This is a genomic window from Pedobacter lusitanus, assembly GCF_040026395.1.
Taxonomy (GTDB): domain Bacteria; phylum Bacteroidota; class Bacteroidia; order Sphingobacteriales; family Sphingobacteriaceae; genus Pedobacter; species Pedobacter lusitanus.
Map to the genome: position 1 here is coordinate 2319091 of NZ_CP157278.1, position 23744 is coordinate 2342834.

Here is a 23744-nt window from a genome sequence, read left to right on the forward strand (position 1 = left end):
TTTTTTTAGCTCAGTGCCTGTTCAATATCAGCAATAATATCATTGATATGCTCCAGTCCTATAGAAAGACGGACAGTCCCCTGCTCAATACCCACCTGCAGTCTTTCTTCTTCAGTCAGCTTGGCATGTGTACTTGTTGCCGGATGTGTAGCAATTGAACGGGTATCTCCAAGATTTGCAGAAATAGAGAACATTTTCAGTTTATCCATAAAACTGCCTGCAGCTTTTACGCCTCCGTTGATAGTCAGCGTCACAATACCACCGCCCAGCTTCATTTGCTTTTTAGCAATATCATATTGCGGGTGAGAAGGTAAAAACGGATATCTTACTTGTTTGACATTAGGATGTGCCTCTAAGAATTCTGCAACTTTTAAAGCACTTTCACAGTGTCTGTCCATACGTACAGCAAGTGTCTCTAAGCTTTTGGAAAGGATCCACGCATTAAATGGTGACATTGCAGGCCCGCTGTGTCTGGCAAAACCTTCAATTTGTCTGATCAGTTTATCCGACCCTAAAATAACGCCACCCAGGGTACGTCCCTGACCATCGATAAATTTCGTGGCCGAGTGTATAGATATATCAGCACCGTATTTTAGTGGCTGCTGTAAATATGGGGTAGCAAAACAATTATCAACTACCAGCAAAATATTATGTTTTTTAGCCAGCTGCCCTATCCATTCCAGATCAATAATATCAATACCGGGATTAGAAGGTGTCTCTACAAAGATCATTTTTGTATTTGGCTGAATGCCATTTTCCCACTGCTCTTTTTTGTCCAGATCAGCATAGGTATAAGAAATATTCCATTTAGGGAAAATTCCGTTCAGCAACTGATGGGATGAACCAAATACAGAACGGCTTGATAAGATATGATCTCCGGCGCCAAGAAATGTAGCAAAAGTGGTGAAAATTGCTGCCATACCTGTAGCTGTTACCCAACCTGTCTCTGCCCCTTCCAGCGCTGCCATCTTTTCAATCAGCTCTGAAGTATTCGGGTTTGCATAACGGCTGTAAACATTTCCTTCTTTTTCATTTGCAAATAATGCCCGCATTTCTTCGGAATCATCAAACTTATAACTGGAAGTCAGATATAGTGGTACAGAATGTTCTTTATACTGACTGCGTTCTGTTTGCAAACGGATGGCCAGGGTTTCAAAATTATCTTCTTGCATGATATTAATTATGGATAGTGTACGAAAATTTTATAGTAGCTGAACGGCCCAGAATATTTGAAACTGAGCAGTATTTTTCAAAGGTAAGCGCCAGTGCTCTTTCTACCTTCTGCACATTCAAATCTCCGTAAAGATTAAAATGGATATCAATCACATCGAATATCGGAGGCATTTCTTCATCCTTACGTGTTGCATTTATTTTGATTTTAATATCGTCCAGTGGCTCCTTCTGTTTGGTTAACACATTGACCACATCGATACCACTGCATCCGCCTAAGCCAACCAGCAACATTTCCATTGGCCTGAAACCTTTACCTTCCCCGCCTATCTTTGGGTTTGCATCCAGTTCTACTGTTTTTCCTCCCGAATTTTCGGCCTCAAAATTAAACTTACCACTCTTACGTATTAAATTGATTTCCATCGCTAGCTAAATATTGTAAAATACTTTGTTATCTATTTCCAGTTGTGGTAAAGTTACCGCCCCCTCAAATATCGCAAATACACTCGAACCACTACCACTCATTAATGCAAATTTAGCACCCGCATGATAAAGCTGCTCTTTTATTTGAGAAATTTCAGGATATTTTGAGAAAACAGGTTTTTCAAAATCATTCTTCAGGAACGTTTTCCATTCCTTTACAGGCAGATTAATCTGTTCTTTCAAACTTGTTTCCGGGGAGGCAGGAACAAGTGTACTGTAAGCTGCCGCCGTAGCCACATGTACCGGTGGTTTTACCAATACCATATAATATCCGGACAGGTCTAAACTTAAGGGAGAGAACTGATCTCCTTTTCCGGTGGCAAACACAGGTTTATTTTCAATAAAAAAAGCACAATCGGCTCCCAAAACCCTTGCATAATCTTCCATTGCCGCTGTTGTTAAACCTAATTTGAATTTAGTGTTCAGCAATTGAATCAGAAATGCAGCATCTGCCGACCCGCCTCCAAGACCTGCACCTACAGGAATCTGTTTGAGCAGGGTAATCTGCTGCGCAGGAATATCGAAATCCTGCTGTATTAAACTGAATGCCTTCAAACAAATGTTATCGGTCATTTCTCCCGGGATATCGATTCCCCTGAGCTGACAGGAAGTTTCGGCAGCATCAGTAATCTCTACTACATCATATAGCTTTACCGGATAAAAGACCGTTTCCAGGTTATGATAGCCATCAGTTCTTTTATCAGTAACATTTAAGCCGAGATTAATTTTGGCATTGGCAAATGCAAGCATTGTTATATTTTAAGGATCGAATGACAAACTTAAAAATAATTACAGGATTTAGAACGTGGCATGGATATTTTCAGTAAAAAGACATTAAAACATCCCCGCCAAATTATTTTATCTATTTTAATCAAACTCATAAAGCAGAATTTGTTTTAGTTTTGTATTTTGAGCGAAATTATCCTCCAACATGAAACAATATCTGGACTTAATGCAATACGTGCTGGACCATGGGGCACAGAAACACGACCGGACGGGAACAGGGACCATCAGTACATTTGGCTATCAGATGCGTTTTAACCTCCAGGAAGGTTTTCCTATGGTAACCACCAAAAAATTACACCTCAAATCAATTATCCATGAACTTATCTGGTTTTTGAATGGGGACACCAATATCAAATATCTGAAAGACAATAATGTCAGGATATGGGACGAATGGGCTGATGAACAAGGAAACCTGGGCCCGGTTTATGGTTCGCAATGGCGGTCATGGCCAACACCTGGTGGCGGACATATCGACCAGATCAGTAATATAATCAATACCATCAAGACTAATCCGGATTCCAGAAGGATCATGGTTTCTGCCTGGAATGTTGCTGATATTGATCAGATGGCTCTTCCTCCTTGTCATGCGCTCTTTCAATTCTATGTAGCCGACGGCAAACTAAGTTGCCAGCTTTATCAGCGCAGTGCTGATATATTTTTAGGTGTACCTTTTAATATAGCATCATATGCATTGTTGACTATGATGGTTGCACAGGTGTGTGATCTTCAATATGGTGACTTTATCCATACCCTGGGTGATGCACATTTATATAATAACCATATTGAACAGGCTAAACTGCAGTTAAGCAGAGATACCAAAGCGCTGCCTGTCATGGAAATTAACCCTGCGGTAAAAGATATTTTCAGTTTCAAATTTGAAGACTTCAATCTGAAAAACTACGAACCTCATCCGCACATTAAAGGAATAGTAGCTGTATGATCGTCTCAATCATTGTTGCCATTGCTGAAAATAATGGAATAGGAAAAGATAATCAGTTGTTATGGCATCTCCCTGCTGATCTCAGACATTTTAAAAATACAACCAGCGGCCATACTGTTATTATGGGTCGTAAAACATTCGATTCTGTTGGAAAACCACTTCCCAATCGCCGTAATATAGTGATTACGCGGAGTTCATCTCTGGAAATACCAGGTGTTGAAGTGGTTAATACACTGGATGCGGCAATCGCACTCTGTGATCCCTCAGAAGAAGTATTCATTGTAGGTGGAGCAGAGATCTATAAAATGGCAATGGATATTACTGATAAAATTTATCTGACGGTAGTTAAAGGCGATTATGAAGCTGATACTTTTTTCCCGGCTATAGACCCGGATATATGGAAAGAGGAAAGCAGCAGCAGTCATGAGCCGGACGAAAAAAACAGCATTGGTTATACATTTTCAACCCTTGTTCGAAAATAGTTCCCAATCCTCAATAAATATTATATAAGGCTGACTATTAATTAAAAAATTAATTAGATTTGCCGACTTGTTGAAAAAAATATACAGCATAGACAAATAATTACAAACAAAAATGCAAGGTAAAGGTTTCATTAAATTTATGGCAATACTATTAGGTATTGTCTGCGTGTATTCCCTCTCGTTCAATTTCGTTACGTCGAATGTAGAAAAAGACGCTAAAGCGTATGCTAAAGGCGATCCGGCTAAGGAAAAAGCTTATTTGGACTCCATGTCAACTGTCCCGGTTTATCCGATTTTCGGATTTAACTATCAGTTCTGTAAAGGGAAAGAAATCAACTTAGGTCTTGACCTTAAAGGTGGTATGAACGTAACGATGGAAATATCGTTAGGTGAGCTGGTAAAATCTTTAGCTAACCATACGGATGATGCTAATTTTAACAAAGCACTTTCTACTGCCCAAACTCAGCTGAACGCTGGTGGTAAAGATTTCATCAGTTTGTTTGTTAATGAATTTGAAAAAATCAGTCCTAATGTAAAACTTGCAGATTATTTCTCTAATCAGGATAACGCACAGCAGTTAAAAGCTAACGCAAGCAACGCTGAAGTAAAATCTTACTTATCGAAAGAAGCAACCAGTGCAATTGACCGTTCATTTATCATTATCAGAAGTCGTATTGACGGATTTGGTGTGGTAAGTCCAAACATGCAGAAACAGGAAGGTACTAACCGTATCCTGATTGAGATGCCAGGTGTACAGGATAAAGAAAGAGTTCACAAATTATTGCAGGGATCTGCAGAATTACAATTCTGGCAGGTGTATCAAAATGAAGAGGTTTACTCTATCATGGAGAACATTAACAAGACCCTTGCTGCTACTTTGAAAGATACTGCCGCAACGACTATTGTAAAAGACACTGCTGCAAAAGCGAAAAGTGCATTGGCTAATCTGGCTAAGAAAACTAACGGAAAAGATTCTGCTGATTTAAAAACCAAAGAACTTTCTAAAGCTAACCCATTATTTGCTGTATTAAATATCCCTACTTACCAGAACCAACAGGGTCAACCTGCTTTACGTCCTGGTCCAACTGTAGGATGGGTTGCTCAAAAAGATACTGCTAAAGTAAATTCTTACTTCAGAAGACCTGAAATCGCTGCTATCGTTCCTCAGAGTTTCAAATTCATGTGGAGTGTAAGACCGATGGACGGTACTAAAGTTTTCGAACTTTATGCAATCAAATCTGTTGCTCCGGATGGAAAACCTGATTTAGGTGGTGAAGCTATCAGTGATGCCCGTCATGATTTCGATCAGAAAGGTAAACCTGAAGTCACCATGTATATGACTGGTGACGGTGCTCAAAAATGGAAAAAAATCACTGCAGAAGCTTCTGCTGATCCAAATAACAAAAAATCTATTGCTATTGTTCTTGACAACGCAGTTTACTCTGCTCCTACTGTTCAGAATGAAATTCCTAATGGTATCTCTTCAATCACCGGTAATTTTACTCAGGTTGAAACACAGGATTTAGCAAACATCTTAAAAGCAGGTAAATTACCAGCTCCGGCACGTATTGTTGGTGAGTTTGTTGTTGGTCCTTCATTAGGAGAAGCAGCAATCCACAATGGCTTAATGTCATTTGTACTTGCTTTCATTGTGATCCTGGTATTCATGGCGCTGTATTACAACAAAGCGGGATGGGTAGCCAACCTGGCGTTAGTGATCAACTTATTGTTCATCATGGGTATCCTGGTTTCACTGGGTGCGGTACTGACTTTACCTGGTATTGCTGGTATCATCCTGGTAATCGGTTTATCGGTGGATGCGAACATCCTGATCTTTGAACGTGTAAGGGAAGAACTTAACCATGGTAAATCGACTGCTGTTGCAATCAAAGAAGGTTTCAAACATGCGATGCCATCTATCATTGACTCCAACGTTACTGTATTAATTTTAGGGGTTATCCTTTATGCATTCGGTAGCGGTCCTGTTCAGGGTTTTGCAACTACTTTATGTATCGGTATTTTATCTTCACTATTCTGTGCAGTATTAATCTCCCGTTTAGTATTTGATTCATTACTGAACAAAAATGCTAACATCACTTTCGGTAATAAAGCAACAATCCACGCTTTCAAGAATATCGCTTTCAACTTTGTTGGACGCAGAAAGATCTATTACACTATTTCTTCTATCATCATTATCTTAGGTATCATTTTCTACTTCAAAAATGGTGGACTGAGACTGGGTATCGATTTTAAAGGAGGAAGAACTTACATCGTTCATTTCGATAAAGGAATGGATACTGAAGAGGTAAAAGAAAAATTAGCTCCTGGTTTCCAGAACGAAGAAATTCAGGTTAAAACAGCTGGTGCTGACAATGAATTAAAAATCACTACGACTTACCATATTGCTGATCAGGATGCTGGCGCAGATAAGATCGTAGAGGATGCATTAAGAGCTGGTTTAGCTAAAACAGGTACTAAATATACTATTGAAAGTAACCAGAAAGTAGGTCCGATTATCGCGAGTGACCTTGTTTCAAGTGCTTACCTGGCTATTTTATTCTCTTGTTTGCTGATGTTCGTCTATATCATCATCAGATTCAAGAAAGTTAACTACGGTTTAGGTGCGGTTATCGCTTTATTCCATGACGTTTTACTGGTATTATCTTTCTATACTATCCTTGATGGTGTCTTACCTTTCTCTTTAGAGATTGGTCAGGATTTCATCGCAGCGATCTTAACAGTTATGTCTTATACAATGACTGAAACAGTAGTTGTATTTGACCGTATCCGTGAGAAGTTAGCTGAAGCCGGAAAAGACGATTTATATGGTGAAGAGCGTAATACTTTAATCAACTTCGCTTTAAACAGCACATTAAGTCGTACAATCTTAACTTCATTAACTGTATTCTTCGTATTACTTGTAGTCTTCATCTTTGGTGGAGAAAGTATCCGTGGATTTATCTTCGCATTATTAATTGGCCGTGTTATCGGTACATACTCTTCATTATGTATCTCTACTCCAATTGTAATTGACTTAGGTAAGAAACACGCATAAGTAAATTCATATTTATTTCAAAAGCCTCCTCTGATGTTCAGGGGAGGCTTTTTTCATGCAGGCCAATCCCTGTTTTGTAAAACAGAACTTCATTCATCAACATTTTTTCTGCAGATACCGGTCATCTCCCACCCCAAAAAAGTTAATCATTTAGCTAATTTCAGTTAATCATTTCAGGCAGGATTTCTTTTCTTTTGTAAGGAAGCTAAATCAATTTATAGCACAATAACTATCATAGCTAACCTAAACCCTGGAAAAATGATATCAAAAAAACTACAGCTATTACTACTGATTATCCTGCTGACTTCTTCCAGTCTCTTTGCACAAAAGATGATCGGGAATGAAACCCAGGAACAAAAACAGAAACGTATGGAATGGTGGACACAAGACCGTTTTGGTATGTTTATCCATTGGGGACTTTACGCACAGCCTGCGAGACATGAGTGGGTCAAAAGTGTGGAAGGACTTTCCAATGAACAATACCAGAAGTATTTTGACCAGTTTAATCCGGATTTATTTGAACCAAAAAAATGGGCTAAACAAGCTAAAGCAGCAGGGATGAAATATGCTGTTCTGACTACTAAACACCATGAAGGCTTTTGTCTGTTTGACACCAGATTTACAGACTACAAAGCAAACAATACACAGGCGAAACGTGATCTGGTAAAGGAATATGTGGATGCTTTCAGGGCAGAAGGTATTAAAGTTGGTTTTTATTATTCCCTGCTTGACTGGCACCATCCGGATTATACCATGGATGAAAACCATCCGCTGACCAAAAAAGATAAAAGTGATGCAGCCTATGCCACGCTCAACAAAGGAAGAGATATGGCAAAATACAGGGCTTATATGCGTAATCAGATCACTGAGCTGTTAACCAAATATGGAAAAATAGACATCCTGTGGCTGGACTTCTCTTTTCCAAAACCTAATGGAAGAGGTAAAGGTAAAGATGACTGGGGATCTGTTGAACTGCTTAAACTAATCAGAAAATTACAGCCAGGTATCATTGTAGATAACAGATTGGATCTTGGCGAATATAAAGACGGGGCGGATTTCGAAACTCCTGAACAGGTTAGTACCGCAGAACTGGCAAAATACAAAGGAAAAACCTGGGAAACCTGCCAGACATTTTCCGGATCATGGGGATATCACAGAGATGAAAACAGCTGGAAATCACATAAACAATTACTGGATCTGCTGATTACTTCGGTAAGTAATGGTGGTAATCTGATTCTTAATGTCGGACCAACAGCAAGAGGAGAATTTGATCGTCGTGCAACAAACGCGCTGGATAGTCTCAGCCAATGGATGCATGCCAATGATAAATCTATTTACAATTGTACTTATGCACCTGATGGATATGCTACACCTGAAAATTCTAAACTGACATATAATCCAAAGACTAAAAGATTATATGTTCATCTTTTTGAATATCCATCAAATGGCAAACTGACTTTATCCGGATACAATGGTAAAGTTAAATACGCCCAGTTTTTAAATGACAGCTCTGAACTAATCTATAAGCAGGCAGGATCAAATGATCTGACGGTCACGCTGCCGGCTAGAAAACCTGATTTCTCTATTCCCGTAATAGAACTTATACTTCAGTAAAAAGACAGGTTACAACATTATAATAACAGGGTAGTTTTTCATCTGGAAAACCTACCCTGTTTTTGTTATTTCTTATTTTTACTTACATTGAGCCATCACACAAATTATCAGTGTGCAAAATAATATGAGTCAGAAAGCTATTAAACTAATCGAATGTCCAAGGGATGCCATGCAGGGTATTCATGATTTTATTCCTACAGATTTAAAAGCGGCCTATATCAACTTACTTTTACAGGTTGGTTTTGATACTATAGACTTTGGCAGCTTTGTATCTCCAAAAGCTATTCCTCAGCTTAAGGATACTAAAGAAGTGTTAGCTCAATTGGATCTCAGTAATACGAAAAGTAAATTACTGGCTATTGTTGCCAATTTGCGCGGAGCCGAAAATGCAATGCTTTTCCCTGAAATCTCCTATGTTGGATTTCCTTTTTCTATTTCTGAAACTTTTCAGCAGAGAAATACAAATTCGAGTATTAAAGACTCTTTAACCACAGTGGAGCAGATGCTTGAGTTATGTGATAGACATCAGAAGACAGCTGTAATTTATTTGTCCATGGGTTTTGGAAATCCATACGGTGATATCTACAACACAGATATTGTAGCACAATGGGCTTCTGCCCTGGTAGAAAGAGGGACAAAAATTCTTTCTCTTTCTGATACCACGGGTGTATCTGCACCAGAAAAAATCAAAGAATTACTACCACTTCTGGTCAGCAGTTTTCCGCAAACAGAAATCGGACTTCATTTGCACAGCACTCCGGACACACGTAATGAAAAGATTGAAGCGGCCTACCTTAGTGGGTGCCGACGCTTTGATAGTGCCTTAAAGGGATTTGGAGGATGCCCTATGGCTGCTGACGACCTGACCGGTAATCTGGCAACAGAAGGACTGATTGATTACCTTACACAAAAAGGTGAGGTATTGAATTTAAATATGGATAAATGGCGTCAGGCTATGCTATTATCAGCTGAGGTTTTTCAAGGGATGTAAATCACATCCCCTTAACTTTACTTTCTATTTCTTTACCATTCTGAAGTGTTGTATACCAGCTTCTTCAAACTGTTCACCTTCAACAGCAAAGCCAAATTTAGCATACAGGCTCACAGCTTCCACCTGTGCATTTAAATAGATCGCATTGGCACTATCAGGTATATCTGCCAAAGCAGCGGCTACAAGAGCCTGTCCTACCCTTTTACGTCTGTACTCTTTGAGCACAGCAAAACGTTCCAGCTTATATCCTTTATCTGTCTTTCGCCAGCGGCACGCACCACAGGGATGATTGTCCATTAAAGCCAGAAAATGATGAGAAACATCTTCATTTTCCCATTCCAGCTCCGGAGGGCATCCTTGTTCGTTCACAAATACTTGTTTACGAATCGCAAATGCGCTTTCCAGCTCTTCCTGTGTTCTGATTTTATTTACCTGAAGTAGTTCCATGATTTTTAGGTTTAAATAAATCCTTTGTCTTTATAACGCTTAATTTCCCCGGCTGCATCAATTGCATTAGAACAAAGAATAGCTGATTCTTGTTTTACAAGTCCTGATAATGTGACACAGATCTTATGTAATTGATCTGATTGTATTTACCGGACTCATGATTTTGCTATTTATTTGGTTATCCTGACATTTTAAAGAAAAACACAGGAAATAAAAAAGCGCTTCAGAAATCATCCTGAAGCGCTTCTTAAAAATGAATTTATTTATAATTTATCACTTGCGTCTTTACAGTTTAAGTCTTCAAAAGCCTGAGTTAAACGTTTAACAAATGCTTCCTCTCCTTTACGCAACCATACGCGTGGATCATAATATTTCTTATTTGGTTTATCTTCTCCATCAGGATTTCCAATTTGTCCCTGAAGATAAGCTTCATTTGCTTTATAATAATCCAATACACCTTCCCATAATGCCCATTGCATATCTGTATCAATGTTCATTTTGATTGCACCATAAGAAATAGCTTCTCTGATTTCTTCCTGAGAAGAACCTGATCCACCATGAAATACAAAGTTGATTGGTTTTTCAGCTGTTAATCCAAATTTCTCTTTTACAAATTCCTGAGAATTTTTAAGAATTACTGGTTGTAATTTAACGTTACCTGGTTTATAAACACCGTGAACATTACCAAAAGCAGCTGCAACAGTAAATTTATCACTTACTTTACTCAATTCCTCATAAGCATAAGCTACTTCAGAAGGCTGAGTATATAATTTAGAGCTATCCACATCACTGTTATCCACACCATCTTCTTCACCACCGGTTACACCCAGTTCAATTTCGATAGTCATGCCCATTTTAGCCATACGTGCTAAATATTTAGCTGATATCTCCATATTCTCTTCAATTGGTTCTTCCGAAAGATCCAGCATATGTGAAGAGAACAACGGTTTACCATGCTCAGCAAAGAATTTTTCTCCATGATCTAACAGACCGTCAATCCATGGCAATAGTTTTTTAGCAGCGTGGTCAGTATGTAAAACAACTGCTACACCATAGTGCTCTGCTAATAAATGTACATGCTTTGCCGCCGATACAGCACCTAATACACATGCATTTAAATTATCATTATTTAACGTCTTACCTGCATAAAATTGCGCACCACCATTTGATAATTGAATCATAACTGGTGAATTCACCGCTTTAGCAGTTTCCATAACCGCATTGATGGTATTTGTTCCGGTAACATTAACTGCAGGCAATGCAAACTGATGTTTTTTAGCCTGTTCAAATAATTCCTGAACAGCATCTCCGTAAATTACGCCTTTATAGCCTTTTAAACTCATTGTTATTAGATTTTATGTAAGCCGAAGTTAGGAAAAATATTAGCCTGGGCAAACCTCAAATGGTATTATTTTCATAGAGACTGTAATCGTTATAAAGGCTATTCATGTATACCGGGAATTTTATAATGATAACCTTTTGATACATCACATAATTTATCCGAAATCTAGATAAAGCTGTTCTGATTTTTTTTTGTTTCTTTGTAATCGCATTTTTCAACGAATAACATGGCTTGGTTTAAGAGAGAAAAAAAAGGTATCAGTACGCTGACAGAAGAAAAAAAAAGAAGCGCCGGATGGCTTATGGAACAAGTGTCCTAATTGCAAAAAAGCATTACACAGCGCAGATCTGATCGAAAATAAATACGTTTGTCACTATTGTGATTACCATTTGAGAGTTGGTTCCAAAGAATATTTTCAGGTATTATTTGATAATAATGACTTCAAGGAACTTTTTGCAGACCTGACTTCAGGAGATCCGCTGAACTTCAATGACAATAAACCTTATACAGAACGTCTGGTAGATACAATGGCAAAAACAGGCCTGAAAGACGCTATTCGTTCAGCGGTTGGTAAAATAGAAGGAGAAGATCTGGTAATTGCCTGTATGGATTTTAACTTCATCGGTGGTTCAATGGGTTCTGTAGTGGGAGAGAAAATCGCAAGATCAATCGATTACAGTATCAAACATAAAATTCCGTTTCTGATGATCTCCAAATCCGGAGGAGCAAGAATGATGGAAGCAGCATTTTCTTTAATGCAAATGGCCAAAACTTCGGCTAAACTGGCTCTGCTTAATCAGGCAAAAATACCTTATATATCTTTATTAACTGACCCGACGACTGGTGGTGTAACAGCTTCCTACGCGATGCTTGGTGATATTAATATTGCAGAACCAGGTGCACTTATCGGATTTGCAGGACCAAGAGTAATTAAAGAAACTATTAAAAAGGATTTACCTAAAGGTTTCCAGACTGCAGAATTTGTGCAGGAACATGGTTTCCTTGACTTTATTGTAGACCGCAGAGCGATGAAAGCTAAATTGGCTACTTTTATTAAAATGGTGAAAAACTAGAGATTTATATCCTATAAGAAATCCCCTGCAGAACATGCAATTTATGCTGGTTCTACAGGGGATTTTTATTTATGCGTCAGTAAATTTTATATTCGCACGCAAGTTTTCGGTGAATATTTCTCTATTTTTTCTCCGTTGACATAGAATAAGGAAAATCAGCTTCTGAAATTCCTCTGGTTTTATTAGGCACTGGCGTCATATTGAAATCAAGTATTGCACCTTTAACCAGATCAGTGTGACTTAACCAGTTTTTATCATAATTCTGTCCATTATATTTCAACGAATTGATATACTTGTTATCAGCACTGTTAGCCGCCGCATTAATTACAATCTGTTTTCCATTATCCAGACTCAGTGTTACTTTTTTGAACAATGGCGCACCGATTACATATTGATCAGTAGCTGGTGTCACCGGGTAAAAACCAAGTGAAGAGAAAACATACCAGGCAGAAGTCTGCCCGTTATCCTCATCTCCGCAATAACCATCAGGAGTAGCCTTATACATTCTGTTCATCGTTTCTCTTACCCAATACTGTGCTTTCCAGGGCTGTCCGGCATAATTATACAGGTAAATCATATGTTGTATTGGTTGATTTCCATGGGCATATTGTCCCATATTTGCAATCTGCATCTCCCTGATTTCATGGATGACAGAACCATAATAACTTGCATCAAAAACCGGAGGCATAGAAAATACAGAATCCAGTTTGTTTACAAATTTGTTCTTCCCCCCCATTAGTCCTACCAGTCCATTTATATCCTGAAAGACCGACCATGAATAATGCCAGCTGTTTCCTTCAGTAAAGGCATCTCCCCATTTAAAGGGGTTAAAAGGTGACTGAAATGAACCATCCTTATTCTTTCCACGCATTAAACCAGTTGAAGGGTCAAAAAGATTCTTGTAATTCATTGCCCTTTTCGCATAAATGTCAATTTCGGAAGCTGGTTTCTTTAATGCTCTGCCCAATTGATAAATAGTAAAATCATCATAAGCATATTCCAGCGTTCTAGCTGCATTTTCACTCAGTTTTACATCATAAGGTACGTAACCCAGCTCATTGTAGTATTTAACTCCCGCTCTTCCAACGGCTTCATTGGGTCCTTCATTATTTGCACCATGTTTAAGCGCTTCATACAAGGTCTCAATATCATACCCCCGCAGACCTTTGATATAAGCATCTGCAACTACAGACGCAGAGTTATTACCAATCATACAGTCTGAATAACCCGGGCTTGACCACTCGGGTAACCAGCCCCCTTCTTTATAGTCATTCACCAAACCTTCCTGCATTTCTTTATTGATTGCTGGATAAACCAGATTTAATAAAGGATACAAGGCTCTGAATGTATCCCAGAATCCTGTACCAGCAAACATGTAACCTGGCATAATTTTACCATTATACGGACTCCAGTGAACTATTTTGTTATTCGCATCTATCTCATATAATTTATTTGGAAAAAACAGAGTTCTGTATAAGCTCGAATAGAAAGTACGGGTCTGATCAACAGTTCCACCTTCAACAGAAATTTTGCTTAAAGTCTTATTCCATATAGCTCTGGATTTCTGTTGAGTAGCCTCAAAAGTATCATTTGCCAGTTCTCTCTTCAAACTAAGTTCTGCCTGCTCTATGCTGATAAAAGAAGAAGCCACTTTCATCCCTACCTTTTCTCCCTTTTCAGTTTTAAATCCTACTATGGCACCAGAATGATCACTTTTCAATTCAAGTGTATCCTTTGCCAGGGTATTACCATGCCATGTATTTGCAGAAGTAATGGCCTTATCAAAATAAATAACGAAATAGTTTTTAAAACTGGCTGGCAGCGGATCTCTCACATAGCGCGTGCTATAACCTATAATTTTTCTTTCTTTAGGGATAACCTTAATGTAAGACCCCTTATCAAAAGCATCAACTACTACATAAGAACTATCAGATTTTGGAAAAGTGAAACGAAACTGTGCAGCTCTTTCTGTAGGCGTAATCTCAGTAGTCACGTCCGCATCGGCCAGATAAACACTATAATAATAAGGTTTTACGACTTCAGCCTTGTGAGAAAACCAGCTTGCCCGTTCATCCTGGTCAAATTTCATCTTGCCTGTGACCGGCATTATTGAAAATTGCCCATAGTCGTTCATCCATGGAGAAGGCTGGTGTGTCTGCTTAAATCCCCTGATTTTCTCAGCATCATAAGTGTAAGCCCAACCATCACCCATTTTTCCAGTCTGAGGAGTCCAGAAATTCATCCCCCATGGAACTGCTATTGCGGGATAAGTATTACCGTTGGAAAGACTGGGTTTACTTGCAGTCCCCATTAACGGGTTAATCCAGTCTACCGGATCTGTTACCTTCCCTGCCTGTTGTGCCAGCACGGGCATAGCAGCAGAAATAAGCAACGCGGATAAGAAATGTTTCATCTTTGTGTGTGTGGTTTATATTAGATATTAGTATATTGTTATGCTGAATTACTCAATTAAAAACCTGAAATGTCTCTACCCCATCAGGCCCGTTCAGTTATATAGTCGTGAATTTAAAAACGATTTAGCAAATCAATAAAGACACATAATTCTCCTTAAAAAAACTATATACTCACTAATGTAATGGAGAAAACATTAACAGACAAATAAATCCGGTAATATTTACAGGACAGCATACAATCAAATTAGTTGTATTAACAAAAAACCCTGAATCAGCAGTTGAATCAGGGTCTATTTCAGGTTAACCGTACTAAAAATCTCTTCCAGGTGTTATCCCCGGTTCATGTCCTGAACCTAAAGGTTTAACCATTCTCTTTTTCCCTTTATCCTGATCTTTTTTTTTCGGAGTATTCATAACCAACATTTTTAATTAAAAATAATCTGATAGCTGAATACACAACAAGTCATAAAAAATATGGTTTATACAATTATGAAATTACAAAGGATGGTACAAATAAACCTGCTTTTTAACTCTGCGAATGATCTCATTAAAATACATCTCTGCTCTTTCAGCAACATTGGTCATCAGTACCAGAGAATGAGAAACATGTGAATCATGATAAGAAGGATGAAGATAATCAAAAGGCAAACAGACCAGCCCCAGCCTCTCATAAAAGCCAATTCTTCTAACTGCATCAACAGAAGACGAAGGCTCAACCTCTAATAATAACCTACGATTTACCAGAAGATCTTTCATGATCCGTTCTCCAAATTTTTTGCCTCTGTTGACCGGATCAATTGCCAGATGTTCAACAAAAAACCACTCATCAAATATCCAGGTAGTGGTAAATCCAATAGCTTTCTCTTCAGCTAAAACTACCTGAACAGACATTTCCGGAACCGTGCCAATCATTTTCAGCAGGTTTTCCCAACTTCTCCTCTCCTCAACCGGAAAAGCAGAATGATATAATTCCTGCACAAATGGCAGGTAAGGACTATCACTATTCTCTATCGATATATATTGCATAACTGAATCTTAAAAAAAAAAGCTCTGGCGGCCGGCCAGAGCTTTTACCTGTCTATATCTTCTATTATACAGCGATATTCTGCTCTACAATATGTTTCACTTTTTCTACCACGTAATCTATTTCCTCTTTAGTATTATACTTGCTGAACGAAAACCTTACCGATGGACGATTTGGATCAATACCTACCGCTGTTAATACATGAGAACCGATATTGGAACCGGAAGCGCATGCACTGCCTCCAGAAGCAGAAATTCCGTTAATATCCAGATTAAACAATAACATATCAGACATTTCCATTGCCGGGAATGATACGTTAAGTACCGTATACAAACTTTTTTCCTGATCGGTCTCACCGTTAAAAGTAATAGCCGGGATTTCAGCTACCAGTTTATCCTTCATATAAGTTTTCAGCTCCTGAATATAAGTCTGATGTTCTGCCATATGTTCATAAGCCATTTCCAGTGCTTTAGCCAGTCCCAAAATCCCATATACGTTCTCAGTTCCTCCACGCATATTACGCTCTTGTGCACCACCGAATATCATCGGACCGATTTTTATATTATGATTAACAAATAAAAATCCCACACCTTTAGGGCCATGCAGTTTATGTGCTGAACAAACAATAAAATGAGCTTTTAACTTTCTCACATCATGTACATAATGTCCCATGGTCTGTACCGTATCACTATGATAAATAGCATCATAACGCTCACAGATATCACCAACCCTTTCCATGTCACTCAAAGTGGACAATTCGTTATTTGCATGCATCAAAGAAACGAAAGAACGGGAATTCTCTTGCAGCAGCTGTTCCAGATGCTCATAATCTATATTACCCTTTGAATCGATATTAACAAAACTAAGTTTATCAATAACCCCATCTTTCAATAATTGATCAAGTGTATGTTCTACCGCATGGTGCTCAATTTTAGAAGTAATGGCATGTTTAATACCAAAAGCTGCAATTCCACAACGTATGGCTGTATTATCGGCTTCTGTACCTCCTGAGGTGAAAAATATTTCAGCAGGCGTTGCATTCAATAGCCCAGATACAGTTTTACGGGCCTTTTCAATCAATGTACGTACCTCGCGACCCTGCGCATGAATAGAAGACGGATTACCATAATAATTCTCCATCACATTAATCATTTCAGCCATTACCTCTTTGTCAAGAGGTGTCGTTGCAGCATTATCTAAATAGATCCTGTTCATCTGTATTAATTCAATTTTAAAATTTCTTTGATATCTGATATAATTTTGTTCGCCAGGTTTTCAGCTACAGTTTCATTCTCCGCCTCACTGTAAATACGGATAATTGGTTCTGTATTTGATTTACGCAGGTGAACCCATTCATTATCAAACTCTATTTTCAACCCATCAATGGTACTGTTCGGTTGATTTTTGTATTTGTCCTGTACTTTAATCAGTAAGGCATCAATATCCATTTCAGGAGTTAGTGTGATTTTATTTTTTGAAATGTGATAATTCGGATAGCTGCTTCTCAGTAAGGATATAGATTTTCCAAATTTTGCCAGATGTGTTAAAAACAAGGCAATTCCTACCAGAGCATCACGGCCATAATGTAATTCAGGATAAATTATCCCTCCATTACCTTCACCACCAATAATTGCATTCGTAGCTTTCATCTGGTTTACCACATTTACTTCACCAACAGCCGCAGCATTATATTCACCACCAGCTCTCAGCGTAACATCTTTCAAAGCTCTTGTAGATGATAAGTTGGAAACAGTATTCCCTGGTTGGTTTTTAAGAATATAGTCTGCTACAGCGACTAAAGTATACTCCTCACCAAACATAGTTCCATCTTCACACACAAAACATAAACGATCTACATCCGGATCAACTACAATTCCCAGATCAGCATGTTTACTTTGTACAACTTTGGCAATTTCAGTAAGATTTTCCGGCAGGGGTTCAGGATTATGCGGAAACTCCCCGTTAGGCTCACAATATAACTCAAAAACAGTTTCTACTCCCAAAGCTTTCAGCAAAGCCGGAATAAAAATACCGCCTGTAGAATTTACACAGTCTATTGCAATTTTAAAGTTCGCTTTTCTGATCAGCTCAACATCAACCAGTGGCAAAGCAAGAATTACATCAATATGTTTTTGCAGATAAGAATCGTCATAAACAACCTTTCCCAGATCATTTACTTCAGCGAAAGAGAAATCCGCTCTTTCTGCAATTTCCAGAACTTCCTTACCATTTTCATCATTGATAAATTCCCCCTTCTCATTTAAGAGTTTAAGGGCATTCCACTGTTTTGGATTATGACTTGCAGTCAGGATAATTCCACCACCAGCTTTTTCCAGCGGGACAGCAATTTCGACAGTTGGTGTAGTAGATAAACCAAGGTCTATCACCTCAATACCCAGTCCCTGTAAAGTTCCGGTTACCAGGTTATTCACCATATCTCCCGAGATTCTTGCATCTCTTCCGACTACGATTTTCTTAATATTCGTATTTTTAATTACCCACGAGCCATAAGCTGCGGTAAACTTCACTATATCAATAGGTGTTAGCCCATTTCCAGCGATTCCGCCGATAGTTCCCCTGATTCCTGAAATAGATTTTATAAGTGTCAACTGCTATGAATTTTGTTTCCCAAAAATAGTAAAAATTTAAGAAGAGGGTGGCATAATTGAGGTTGTTTAATGTCATTGTAATGAAAATGTTTAAGCAGATTATATGAATATCCACCCAGTTGCATTCCTAATCACTATATTTGTTTTTTTTAATTTAAGACGGTCTCTATGCAACGTAAGTGGTTTCAATATTGGTTCAACTCTCCTTATTATCATATTCTTTATAGTCAGCGTAATGATGCCGAAGCAGAGTTTTTAATTGATAATCTTACTGCTTATCTGAAACCAGCTCTACATTCCCGTATTCTGGATATTGCCTGTGGCAGAGGGCGTCATTCCGTTTATTTAAATAAAAAGGGATTTGACGTAACAGGAATTGACCTTTCTGAGCAAAGCATAAAATATGCTAAACAGTTCGAACAGAAGCATCTTCATTTCTTTGTTCATGATATGCGTAAACTGGGCTACATCAATTATTATGATATTGCGCTGAATCTTTTCACCAGTTTCGGATACTTTGACACAGAAAAAGATCATGTCAATGCGCTGAAGTCTTTCAGAAAAAGTGTTAAAGAAAACGGAACAGTAGTTATCGATTACTTCAACACACAGAAAATCATCAGTAATCTTACACACAGAGAAACCAAAACCGTAGAAGGTATAGATTTCGATCTGCATAAATTTGTTTCAGAAGGTAAGATTATCAAACATATCAATTTTGAGCATAAGAGTAAACATTTTGCTTTTGAAGAGCGCGTACAGGCCTTTTCATTAGCTGATTTTGAACGTATGTTTGAAAAAAGCGGATTAGCTATCGTTGATACATTTGGCAGCTATAGTCTTGAAGCCTTTGACGAAACCAAGTCTGACAGATTAATCCTTGTTTGTAAAAAAGCATGATAGAGAGCTTACACACCTTTGATGTAGAATTATTTCTAAAAATTCACAGAGGATTATCCAATGGCTTTTTTGACTGGTTTCTGCCACTCATGCGGAACCGTTATACCTGGGCTCCCCTGTACCTGTTTATTATTATTTTCTGCTTTAAAGAATATAAAAAAAGAGGCTGGTATATCATTGGTGGCATACTGCTTACTTTTGCCATGGGCGATATGATCTCATCGAGATTTATTAAGCCATTTGTCCACAGATTAAGGCCCTGTAACGAACCTGCGCTGGTCAACTATATTATTCACCGTGTACCCTGCGGCAGCGGATTTAGTTTTCCATCTGCACATGCAACCAATCACTTCGGTATTGCAGTGTTTCTGATTATGGTTTTCTATCCAAGATGGAAACCCATACTGCCAATTGGTCTTGCCTGGGCATTTATTATTTCTTTTGCACAAATATATGTTGGTGTGCATTATCCTATAGACACTATAGCAGGCGCTGCTTTAGGATCTACTATTGGATTTCTTGTATCGCTGATTTATAAAAAACTACAACCAGTTACTTAATGGAAGTTTGGAAAATTTTAATATTATTCTTTTGTGCCTTTCTGGGGGGACTGTCTATTTTTTTAGTAAAAAGTGATAAATCACAATTACTAAAACTGATACTTTCTTTCAGTGGCGCCTATTTGTTTGCTATAACCGTATTACATCTTATACCCGATGCCTACAGTGGACCTGATCGCACCGAAATAGGGATATACATATTAATCGGATTTCTTTTACAGATTTTACTGGAACAGTTTTCTGAAGGTGTAGAACACGGTCATATCCATAAACATCACGATACGCAGATATTTCCTTACGGAATTATGATCAGTCTGTGTTTACATGCTTTTCTTGAAGGCATGCCCTTAGCTGCAGATCAGCATAATGCATTAATTTTCGGGATTTCATTACACCACATCCCTGCTGCATTTGCATTGGCGAGTATATTGGTACAGAATAAATTTAAGCCCGGCTCAATAGTTTTTTATCTGGCCATTTTTGCAATTATGGCTCCGTTGGGTTTTTGGGTAAGCAATGGAATCAGCACCGGGCGTATAGGAGGTATTGAAATTTACTTCCATAAAATGATGGGCGTTGTGATCGGGATATTTTTACACATCTCAACTACCATTTTATTCGAATCCAGTGTGGATCATAAAGTTTCAAAACGAAAAATGATTGCTGTATTACTGGGTATTGGGATAGCGCTGATTGGATTTTACAGTTCAGGGCACGGTCATTAGGGGTATTAATCTCTGCCCCTGGCCTTCTCCAGTAATGTAGTTAACAATTCTGCCTCCTGTCTGCTTAAATTGGAGGATAATATAGCAGACAGATCCATTTCTCTATCCATCTTCTTTAGCAACGCAAGTCCTTTTTCATTAATCAGGATATCCACTGCGCGTTTGTCATAAGGATTAACCTTTTTACAAATCAGCTCTTTCTGTACCAGACGATCTACAATCCTTGATGCATCACACATCTTATCAAGCATTCTTGATTTCAAAAGGTTAATAGTTGAAGGGCTTGGGTACTGACCACGCAGAATTCGCAGCACATTAAATTGCTGATTCGTAATATCATACGATGATACCGCCTGTTTCACCTGTTCATTACACCAATTGTGCGTGAAAGCCACATTGACCATGGCCTCATGGAATGCACTCTCGTAGCGGGGAGCTTTAATTTCTTTCTGCAACTGCATCACTTTGTTTAATTGTCTTTAGTTAATTCATTATCCTTACTATCATTCTTTTTCCTGCCATATTTCCACGGACAGTGCTTACAGCCATTTTTACAGCAATATCCCCGTTTAAGGTGATAAGCTTCCGTAAAAACCATCAGACCATCTTCGTTGAAATAATAGTCAGTATTCCGTTCCATTAGTTAAGCAATTTAACAGTTATAATGTTTGTAAAATAACTTTTCAACTGAATTCCACTTCCATGTGTAGTCCAGATCTCTTTCGGCTTGATTTTATCGATCGTATAAAGGATATCATCCCAGTCCACATGATCAGAAATAAACAGCTGAAGCTCATTTTTATGCTGTAAATGTTTCCATCCGGTAGCGAAAACCCTGATCACATTAATAGCTTTGATATAACTCCTGTACACTAAAGGCGGAACAAGATAAATCATATCTGTTTTATTGTTCTTCATTACCTTCCGGTCGTAAACCTCATATTTTCCCATATCAATTCCCATTTGCTCATAAATCTTCACAAATGGAAGAATACTATGATGAACAAGGATTCTTCGCTGCGGACAGTGATCACTGATTAACTTAATCAGTCGCTGGCTTTTCCCCAGAGCATAAGCGCCAAGCATTACATTACTCGTTGTTGAATTCAGTTTTTTGATTTCCTGCTCAACATCCGGATGCTTAGTATCAGGATTTGCGAAAGTAGTTTCTGTAATCAACACATCAGCTGCAACAAACTCTATAGGTTCACAAGTAGTATCCGGCTGAAGCTTATAGTCCCCAGTATATAAATACTTCACTCCCTTATATTCCATCATAACCAGCGCAGAACCTAAAATATGGCCGGCTGGTATAAAGCTGATCTTAACTCCATTCAGTATAAACTCAGTATGAAAAGCATAAAGATGAAATTCACCTGCAGCAAACTTTTTATATCGCTGAATCATGAATAATGAGGTTGCCTGCGTACAATACACATTAAAATTCCCACTAATCGCATGATCACCATGTGCATGCGAAATTACGGCATCCTTTACCATTTCTTTTGGATCAAGGTAAAAATTGCCATAAGCGCAGTATAGTCCAATTTTAGTTGGCACTAAAAAATCCTCTAATATCATTTATTTTGTAAAGTTTATAAATTGATGGTGTAACTCCAGAACCTGGAGTATTACCGGTTGGCTTTCATCATTTGTAATCAGGAAATCAGCCATTTTTTTCTTTTCTTCATCACTCAGCTGCTTATCCATTCTTGCTTCTACCTGCGCTCTGGTCACCCCGTCACGTTCCATTACACGCTGTATTTTCACATCCGCAGGAGCAGTTACCAGAATACTTTTATCACACATTTTATAGGAGCCACTCTCAAATAAAAGTGCGGCTTCTTTCAAAGTATAAGGTATATCCGCAGGTATTGTTTTCTGCCAGCTATCAAACGCTCTGAACACCGCAGGATGAACCAGGCCGTTCAGTCTGGCCAGTTGCTCTTTATCATTAAACACAATGCCGGCGATATGCTTATTATTAAGTTTGCCGTCAGTTGTATAGCTCTCTTTTCCAAATGTCTGAATAATTCCTTCCCTTAAGACCGGGTCAGTTATCATAATATCCTTAGCCACTGTATCGGCATAAAAAACAGGGATCCCCAGTTTCTCAAACACCTTGCAGACTGTAGTTTTCCCACTTCCTATACCACCAGTAATCCCTATTTTTATCATTATTTTTCTATAATAAAATCTATCTTCTCCGGATCTGTTCTTACCTTTCTGCAGTAATCAGGGAAACGTGTCAGCTTAACAGACAACTGTCCGTGGTGTTTTAATTTCCATTCATTAAGATCTACTACCGCTTCAATAAAATCTTCGTTTACCTGCTGATAACTGGACAAGGCAACCATAAAAGTTATCTTCACCTTTTTCGGGTAGAGCTTAACGTTATAATACTCATTGTTATTGATAATCTTCAACGGTACCTCCAGTGTCTTTTCAGTAAACTCATCCACCGGTAATTTCACTTCAACACTGGCTGGAAATATATTCACATTTTTAAGCAGATTCTGTTTCATACCTACCCGGGTAACCACCTGATTCTGAATATTGTGAAGAGTCAGCGTATCCGTTTTCCATTCAGCAATTTTTTCCAGTTCTTCCTGAGGACCGGATACAGTTACATAATTTGGCGTACACTGTATCACATCAGAAATACCGAATTGTTTAACAAAAGACAAATCAGATACCAGTTTAACCGGAACCCTTTTTACTGTCCGTTTAGAGAAATCGAAATATAAAGTATCCGGTCTGACAGATATAATTTTCTGGGAAGTTTCCAGCTGATTATTGACACTGTACAGCTGTTCAGAGAAAAGAATATAATTTCTGTTATTCAGTTTATCCAGATTGATACTTATAAATTGCGGGTTTACTCTCAAGCGGGCAAACAGCAGCTGCCAGCCCGTTCCTTCAACCAGTAAATCTACCGTATCCGATTGTAAAGGATGAAAAGCTTTTTTTTGAGGGAAGTTTTTATAAATCAGAACAGTCTTGGCTGTATAAACATACTTATTGTTTAACGCCAGAAAAAGCCATCCTGCTATTGCCAGAAGCACGCAGGTGATCAATACCAAAAAGCGCTTTCGCTCTATTTTTGTAAGTTTAATGAATGGCATGGCT

Annotated in this window: 22 protein-coding genes and 1 pseudogene; 9 read left to right on the top strand and 14 right to left on the bottom strand. The window is 38.3% G+C overall.

Annotated elements, in window-relative coordinates; all coding sequences use genetic code 11:
* Nucleotides 1–5: 5 nt before the first annotated feature.
* From PL_RS09705 to ispE, 3 genes are read right to left on the bottom strand one after another with little or no spacing between them, the layout of a single operon-like run.
* Nucleotides 6–1172 (bottom strand): trans-sulfuration enzyme family protein, encoded by a 1167-nt coding sequence (locus tag PL_RS09705; protein WP_041885797.1) that lies wholly within the window; start codon nt 1170–1172, stop codon nt 6–8.
* 4 nt (nt 1173–1176) lie between these two features.
* Nucleotides 1177–1593 (bottom strand): OsmC family protein, encoded by a 417-nt coding sequence (locus tag PL_RS09710; RefSeq protein ID WP_041885795.1) that lies wholly within the window; start codon nt 1591–1593, stop codon nt 1177–1179.
* A gap of 6 nt (nt 1594–1599) precedes the next feature.
* A complete protein-coding gene (gene ispE / locus PL_RS09715) occupies nt 1600–2403 on the bottom strand; it encodes a 4-(cytidine 5'-diphospho)-2-C-methyl-D-erythritol kinase (RefSeq protein WP_041885793.1) in 804 nt (267 codons plus the stop codon).
* Nucleotides 2404–2584: 181 nt separating this feature from the next.
* Here ispE and PL_RS09720 point away from each other — a divergent pair, with 181 nt between their 5' ends.
* From PL_RS09720 to PL_RS09740, 5 genes are all read left to right on the top strand, one after another.
* Nucleotides 2585–3379 (top strand): thymidylate synthase, encoded by a 795-nt coding sequence (locus PL_RS09720; RefSeq protein WP_041885789.1) that lies wholly within the window; start codon nt 2585–2587, stop codon nt 3377–3379.
* Nucleotides 3376–3861, top strand: coding sequence for a dihydrofolate reductase (locus tag PL_RS09725; protein ID WP_041885787.1), 486 nt, complete (start codon nt 3376–3378; stop codon nt 3859–3861). The genes PL_RS09720 and PL_RS09725 overlap by 4 nt, the downstream gene beginning before the upstream one ends.
* Nucleotides 3862–3973: 112 nt before the next feature.
* Nucleotides 3974–6916, top strand: a complete 2943-nt coding sequence (gene secDF / locus PL_RS09730) for a protein translocase subunit SecDF (protein WP_041885785.1) — start codon at nt 3974–3976, stop codon at nt 6914–6916.
* 258 nt (nt 6917–7174) lie between these two features.
* The gene (locus tag PL_RS09735; RefSeq protein WP_041885782.1) at nt 7175–8530 is read left to right on the top strand and encodes an alpha-L-fucosidase; all 1356 of its coding nucleotides are present in this window, start codon (nt 7175–7177) and stop codon (nt 8528–8530) included.
* A 124-nt stretch (nt 8531–8654) separates the two neighbouring features.
* Nucleotides 8655–9521 carry a hydroxymethylglutaryl-CoA lyase gene (locus PL_RS09740; protein ID WP_041885780.1) on the top strand — a complete coding sequence of 289 codons (867 nt, stop codon included), beginning with the start codon at nt 8655–8657 and terminating at the stop codon, nt 9519–9521.
* A 24-nt stretch (nt 9522–9545) separates the two neighbouring features.
* Here PL_RS09740 and PL_RS09745 read toward each other — a convergent pair whose 3' ends face one another.
* Both PL_RS09745 and fbaA read right to left on the bottom strand, forming a co-directional pair.
* On the bottom strand, nt 9546–9968 hold the full coding sequence (locus PL_RS09745; protein ID WP_041885779.1) for a GNAT family N-acetyltransferase: 423 nt from the start codon (nt 9966–9968) through the stop codon (nt 9546–9548).
* A 263-nt stretch (nt 9969–10231) separates the two neighbouring features.
* Nucleotides 10232–11311, bottom strand: coding sequence for a class II fructose-bisphosphate aldolase (fbaA, locus tag PL_RS09750; protein ID WP_041885778.1), 1080 nt, complete (start codon nt 11309–11311; stop codon nt 10232–10234).
* Nucleotides 11312–11536: 225 nt separating this feature from the next.
* Between fbaA and accD the strand changes: the two are divergent.
* Nucleotides 11537–12383 (top strand): annotated as a pseudogene (gene accD / locus PL_RS09755) (acetyl-CoA carboxylase, carboxyltransferase subunit beta).
* 121 nt (nt 12384–12504) lie between these two features.
* Here the strand turns inward: accD and PL_RS09760 are convergent.
* From PL_RS09760 to glmM, 4 genes are all read right to left on the bottom strand, one after another.
* Nucleotides 12505–14796 carry a GH92 family glycosyl hydrolase gene (locus PL_RS09760; RefSeq protein ID WP_041885777.1) on the bottom strand — a complete coding sequence of 764 codons (2292 nt, stop codon included), beginning with the start codon at nt 14794–14796 and terminating at the stop codon, nt 12505–12507.
* Nucleotides 14797–15292: 496 nt separating this feature from the next.
* A complete protein-coding gene (locus PL_RS09765; protein WP_041885774.1) occupies nt 15293–15823 on the bottom strand; it encodes a GNAT family N-acetyltransferase in 531 nt (176 codons plus the stop codon).
* A 64-nt stretch (nt 15824–15887) separates the two neighbouring features.
* Complete coding sequence (locus PL_RS09770; RefSeq protein ID WP_041885771.1) at nt 15888–17036, bottom strand: cysteine desulfurase family protein; 1149 nt, start codon at nt 17034–17036, stop codon at nt 15888–15890.
* A gap of 5 nt (nt 17037–17041) precedes the next feature.
* Complete coding sequence (gene glmM / locus PL_RS09775) at nt 17042–18430, bottom strand: phosphoglucosamine mutase (protein WP_041885769.1); 1389 nt, start codon at nt 18428–18430, stop codon at nt 17042–17044.
* A 168-nt stretch (nt 18431–18598) separates the two neighbouring features.
* On the opposite strand from glmM, the gene PL_RS09780 reads away from it, so the two are divergent.
* From PL_RS09780 to PL_RS09790, 3 genes are read left to right on the top strand one after another with little or no spacing between them, the layout of a single operon-like run.
* Nucleotides 18599–19330 (top strand): class I SAM-dependent methyltransferase, encoded by a 732-nt coding sequence (locus PL_RS09780; protein WP_041885766.1) that lies wholly within the window; start codon nt 18599–18601, stop codon nt 19328–19330.
* Complete coding sequence (locus tag PL_RS09785; protein ID WP_041885763.1) at nt 19327–19890, top strand: phosphatase PAP2 family protein; 564 nt, start codon at nt 19327–19329, stop codon at nt 19888–19890. Before PL_RS09780 ends, PL_RS09785 begins: the two co-directional genes overlap by 4 nt.
* Complete coding sequence (locus PL_RS09790) at nt 19890–20615, top strand: ZIP family metal transporter (protein WP_041885760.1); 726 nt, start codon at nt 19890–19892, stop codon at nt 20613–20615. The genes PL_RS09785 and PL_RS09790 overlap by 1 nt, the downstream gene beginning before the upstream one ends.
* Before the next feature lie 5 nt (nt 20616–20620).
* Here PL_RS09790 and PL_RS09795 read toward each other — a convergent pair whose 3' ends face one another.
* The 5 genes from PL_RS09795 to PL_RS09815 are packed head-to-tail and all read right to left on the bottom strand — an operon-like array spanning nt 20621 to nt 23740.
* Nucleotides 20621–21076 (bottom strand): MarR family winged helix-turn-helix transcriptional regulator, encoded by a 456-nt coding sequence (locus tag PL_RS09795; protein ID WP_041885757.1) that lies wholly within the window; start codon nt 21074–21076, stop codon nt 20621–20623.
* Between the two features lie 8 nt (nt 21077–21084).
* Nucleotides 21085–21255, bottom strand: coding sequence for a DUF5522 domain-containing protein (locus PL_RS09800; protein ID WP_160292155.1), 171 nt, complete (start codon nt 21253–21255; stop codon nt 21085–21087).
* A complete protein-coding gene (locus tag PL_RS09805; protein ID WP_041885755.1) occupies nt 21255–22196 on the bottom strand; it encodes an MBL fold metallo-hydrolase in 942 nt (313 codons plus the stop codon). Before PL_RS09805 ends, PL_RS09800 begins: the two co-directional genes overlap by 1 nt.
* Nucleotides 22197–22793 (bottom strand): dephospho-CoA kinase, encoded by a 597-nt coding sequence (gene coaE / locus PL_RS09810; protein ID WP_200890795.1) that lies wholly within the window; start codon nt 22791–22793, stop codon nt 22197–22199.
* Nucleotides 22793–23740: a CdaR family protein gene (locus PL_RS09815; protein ID WP_041885750.1), complete on the bottom strand. Its 948-nt coding sequence runs from the start codon at nt 23738–23740 to the stop codon at nt 22793–22795. Before PL_RS09815 ends, coaE begins: the two co-directional genes overlap by 1 nt.
* Between the last annotated feature and the right edge of the window lie 4 nt (nt 23741–23744).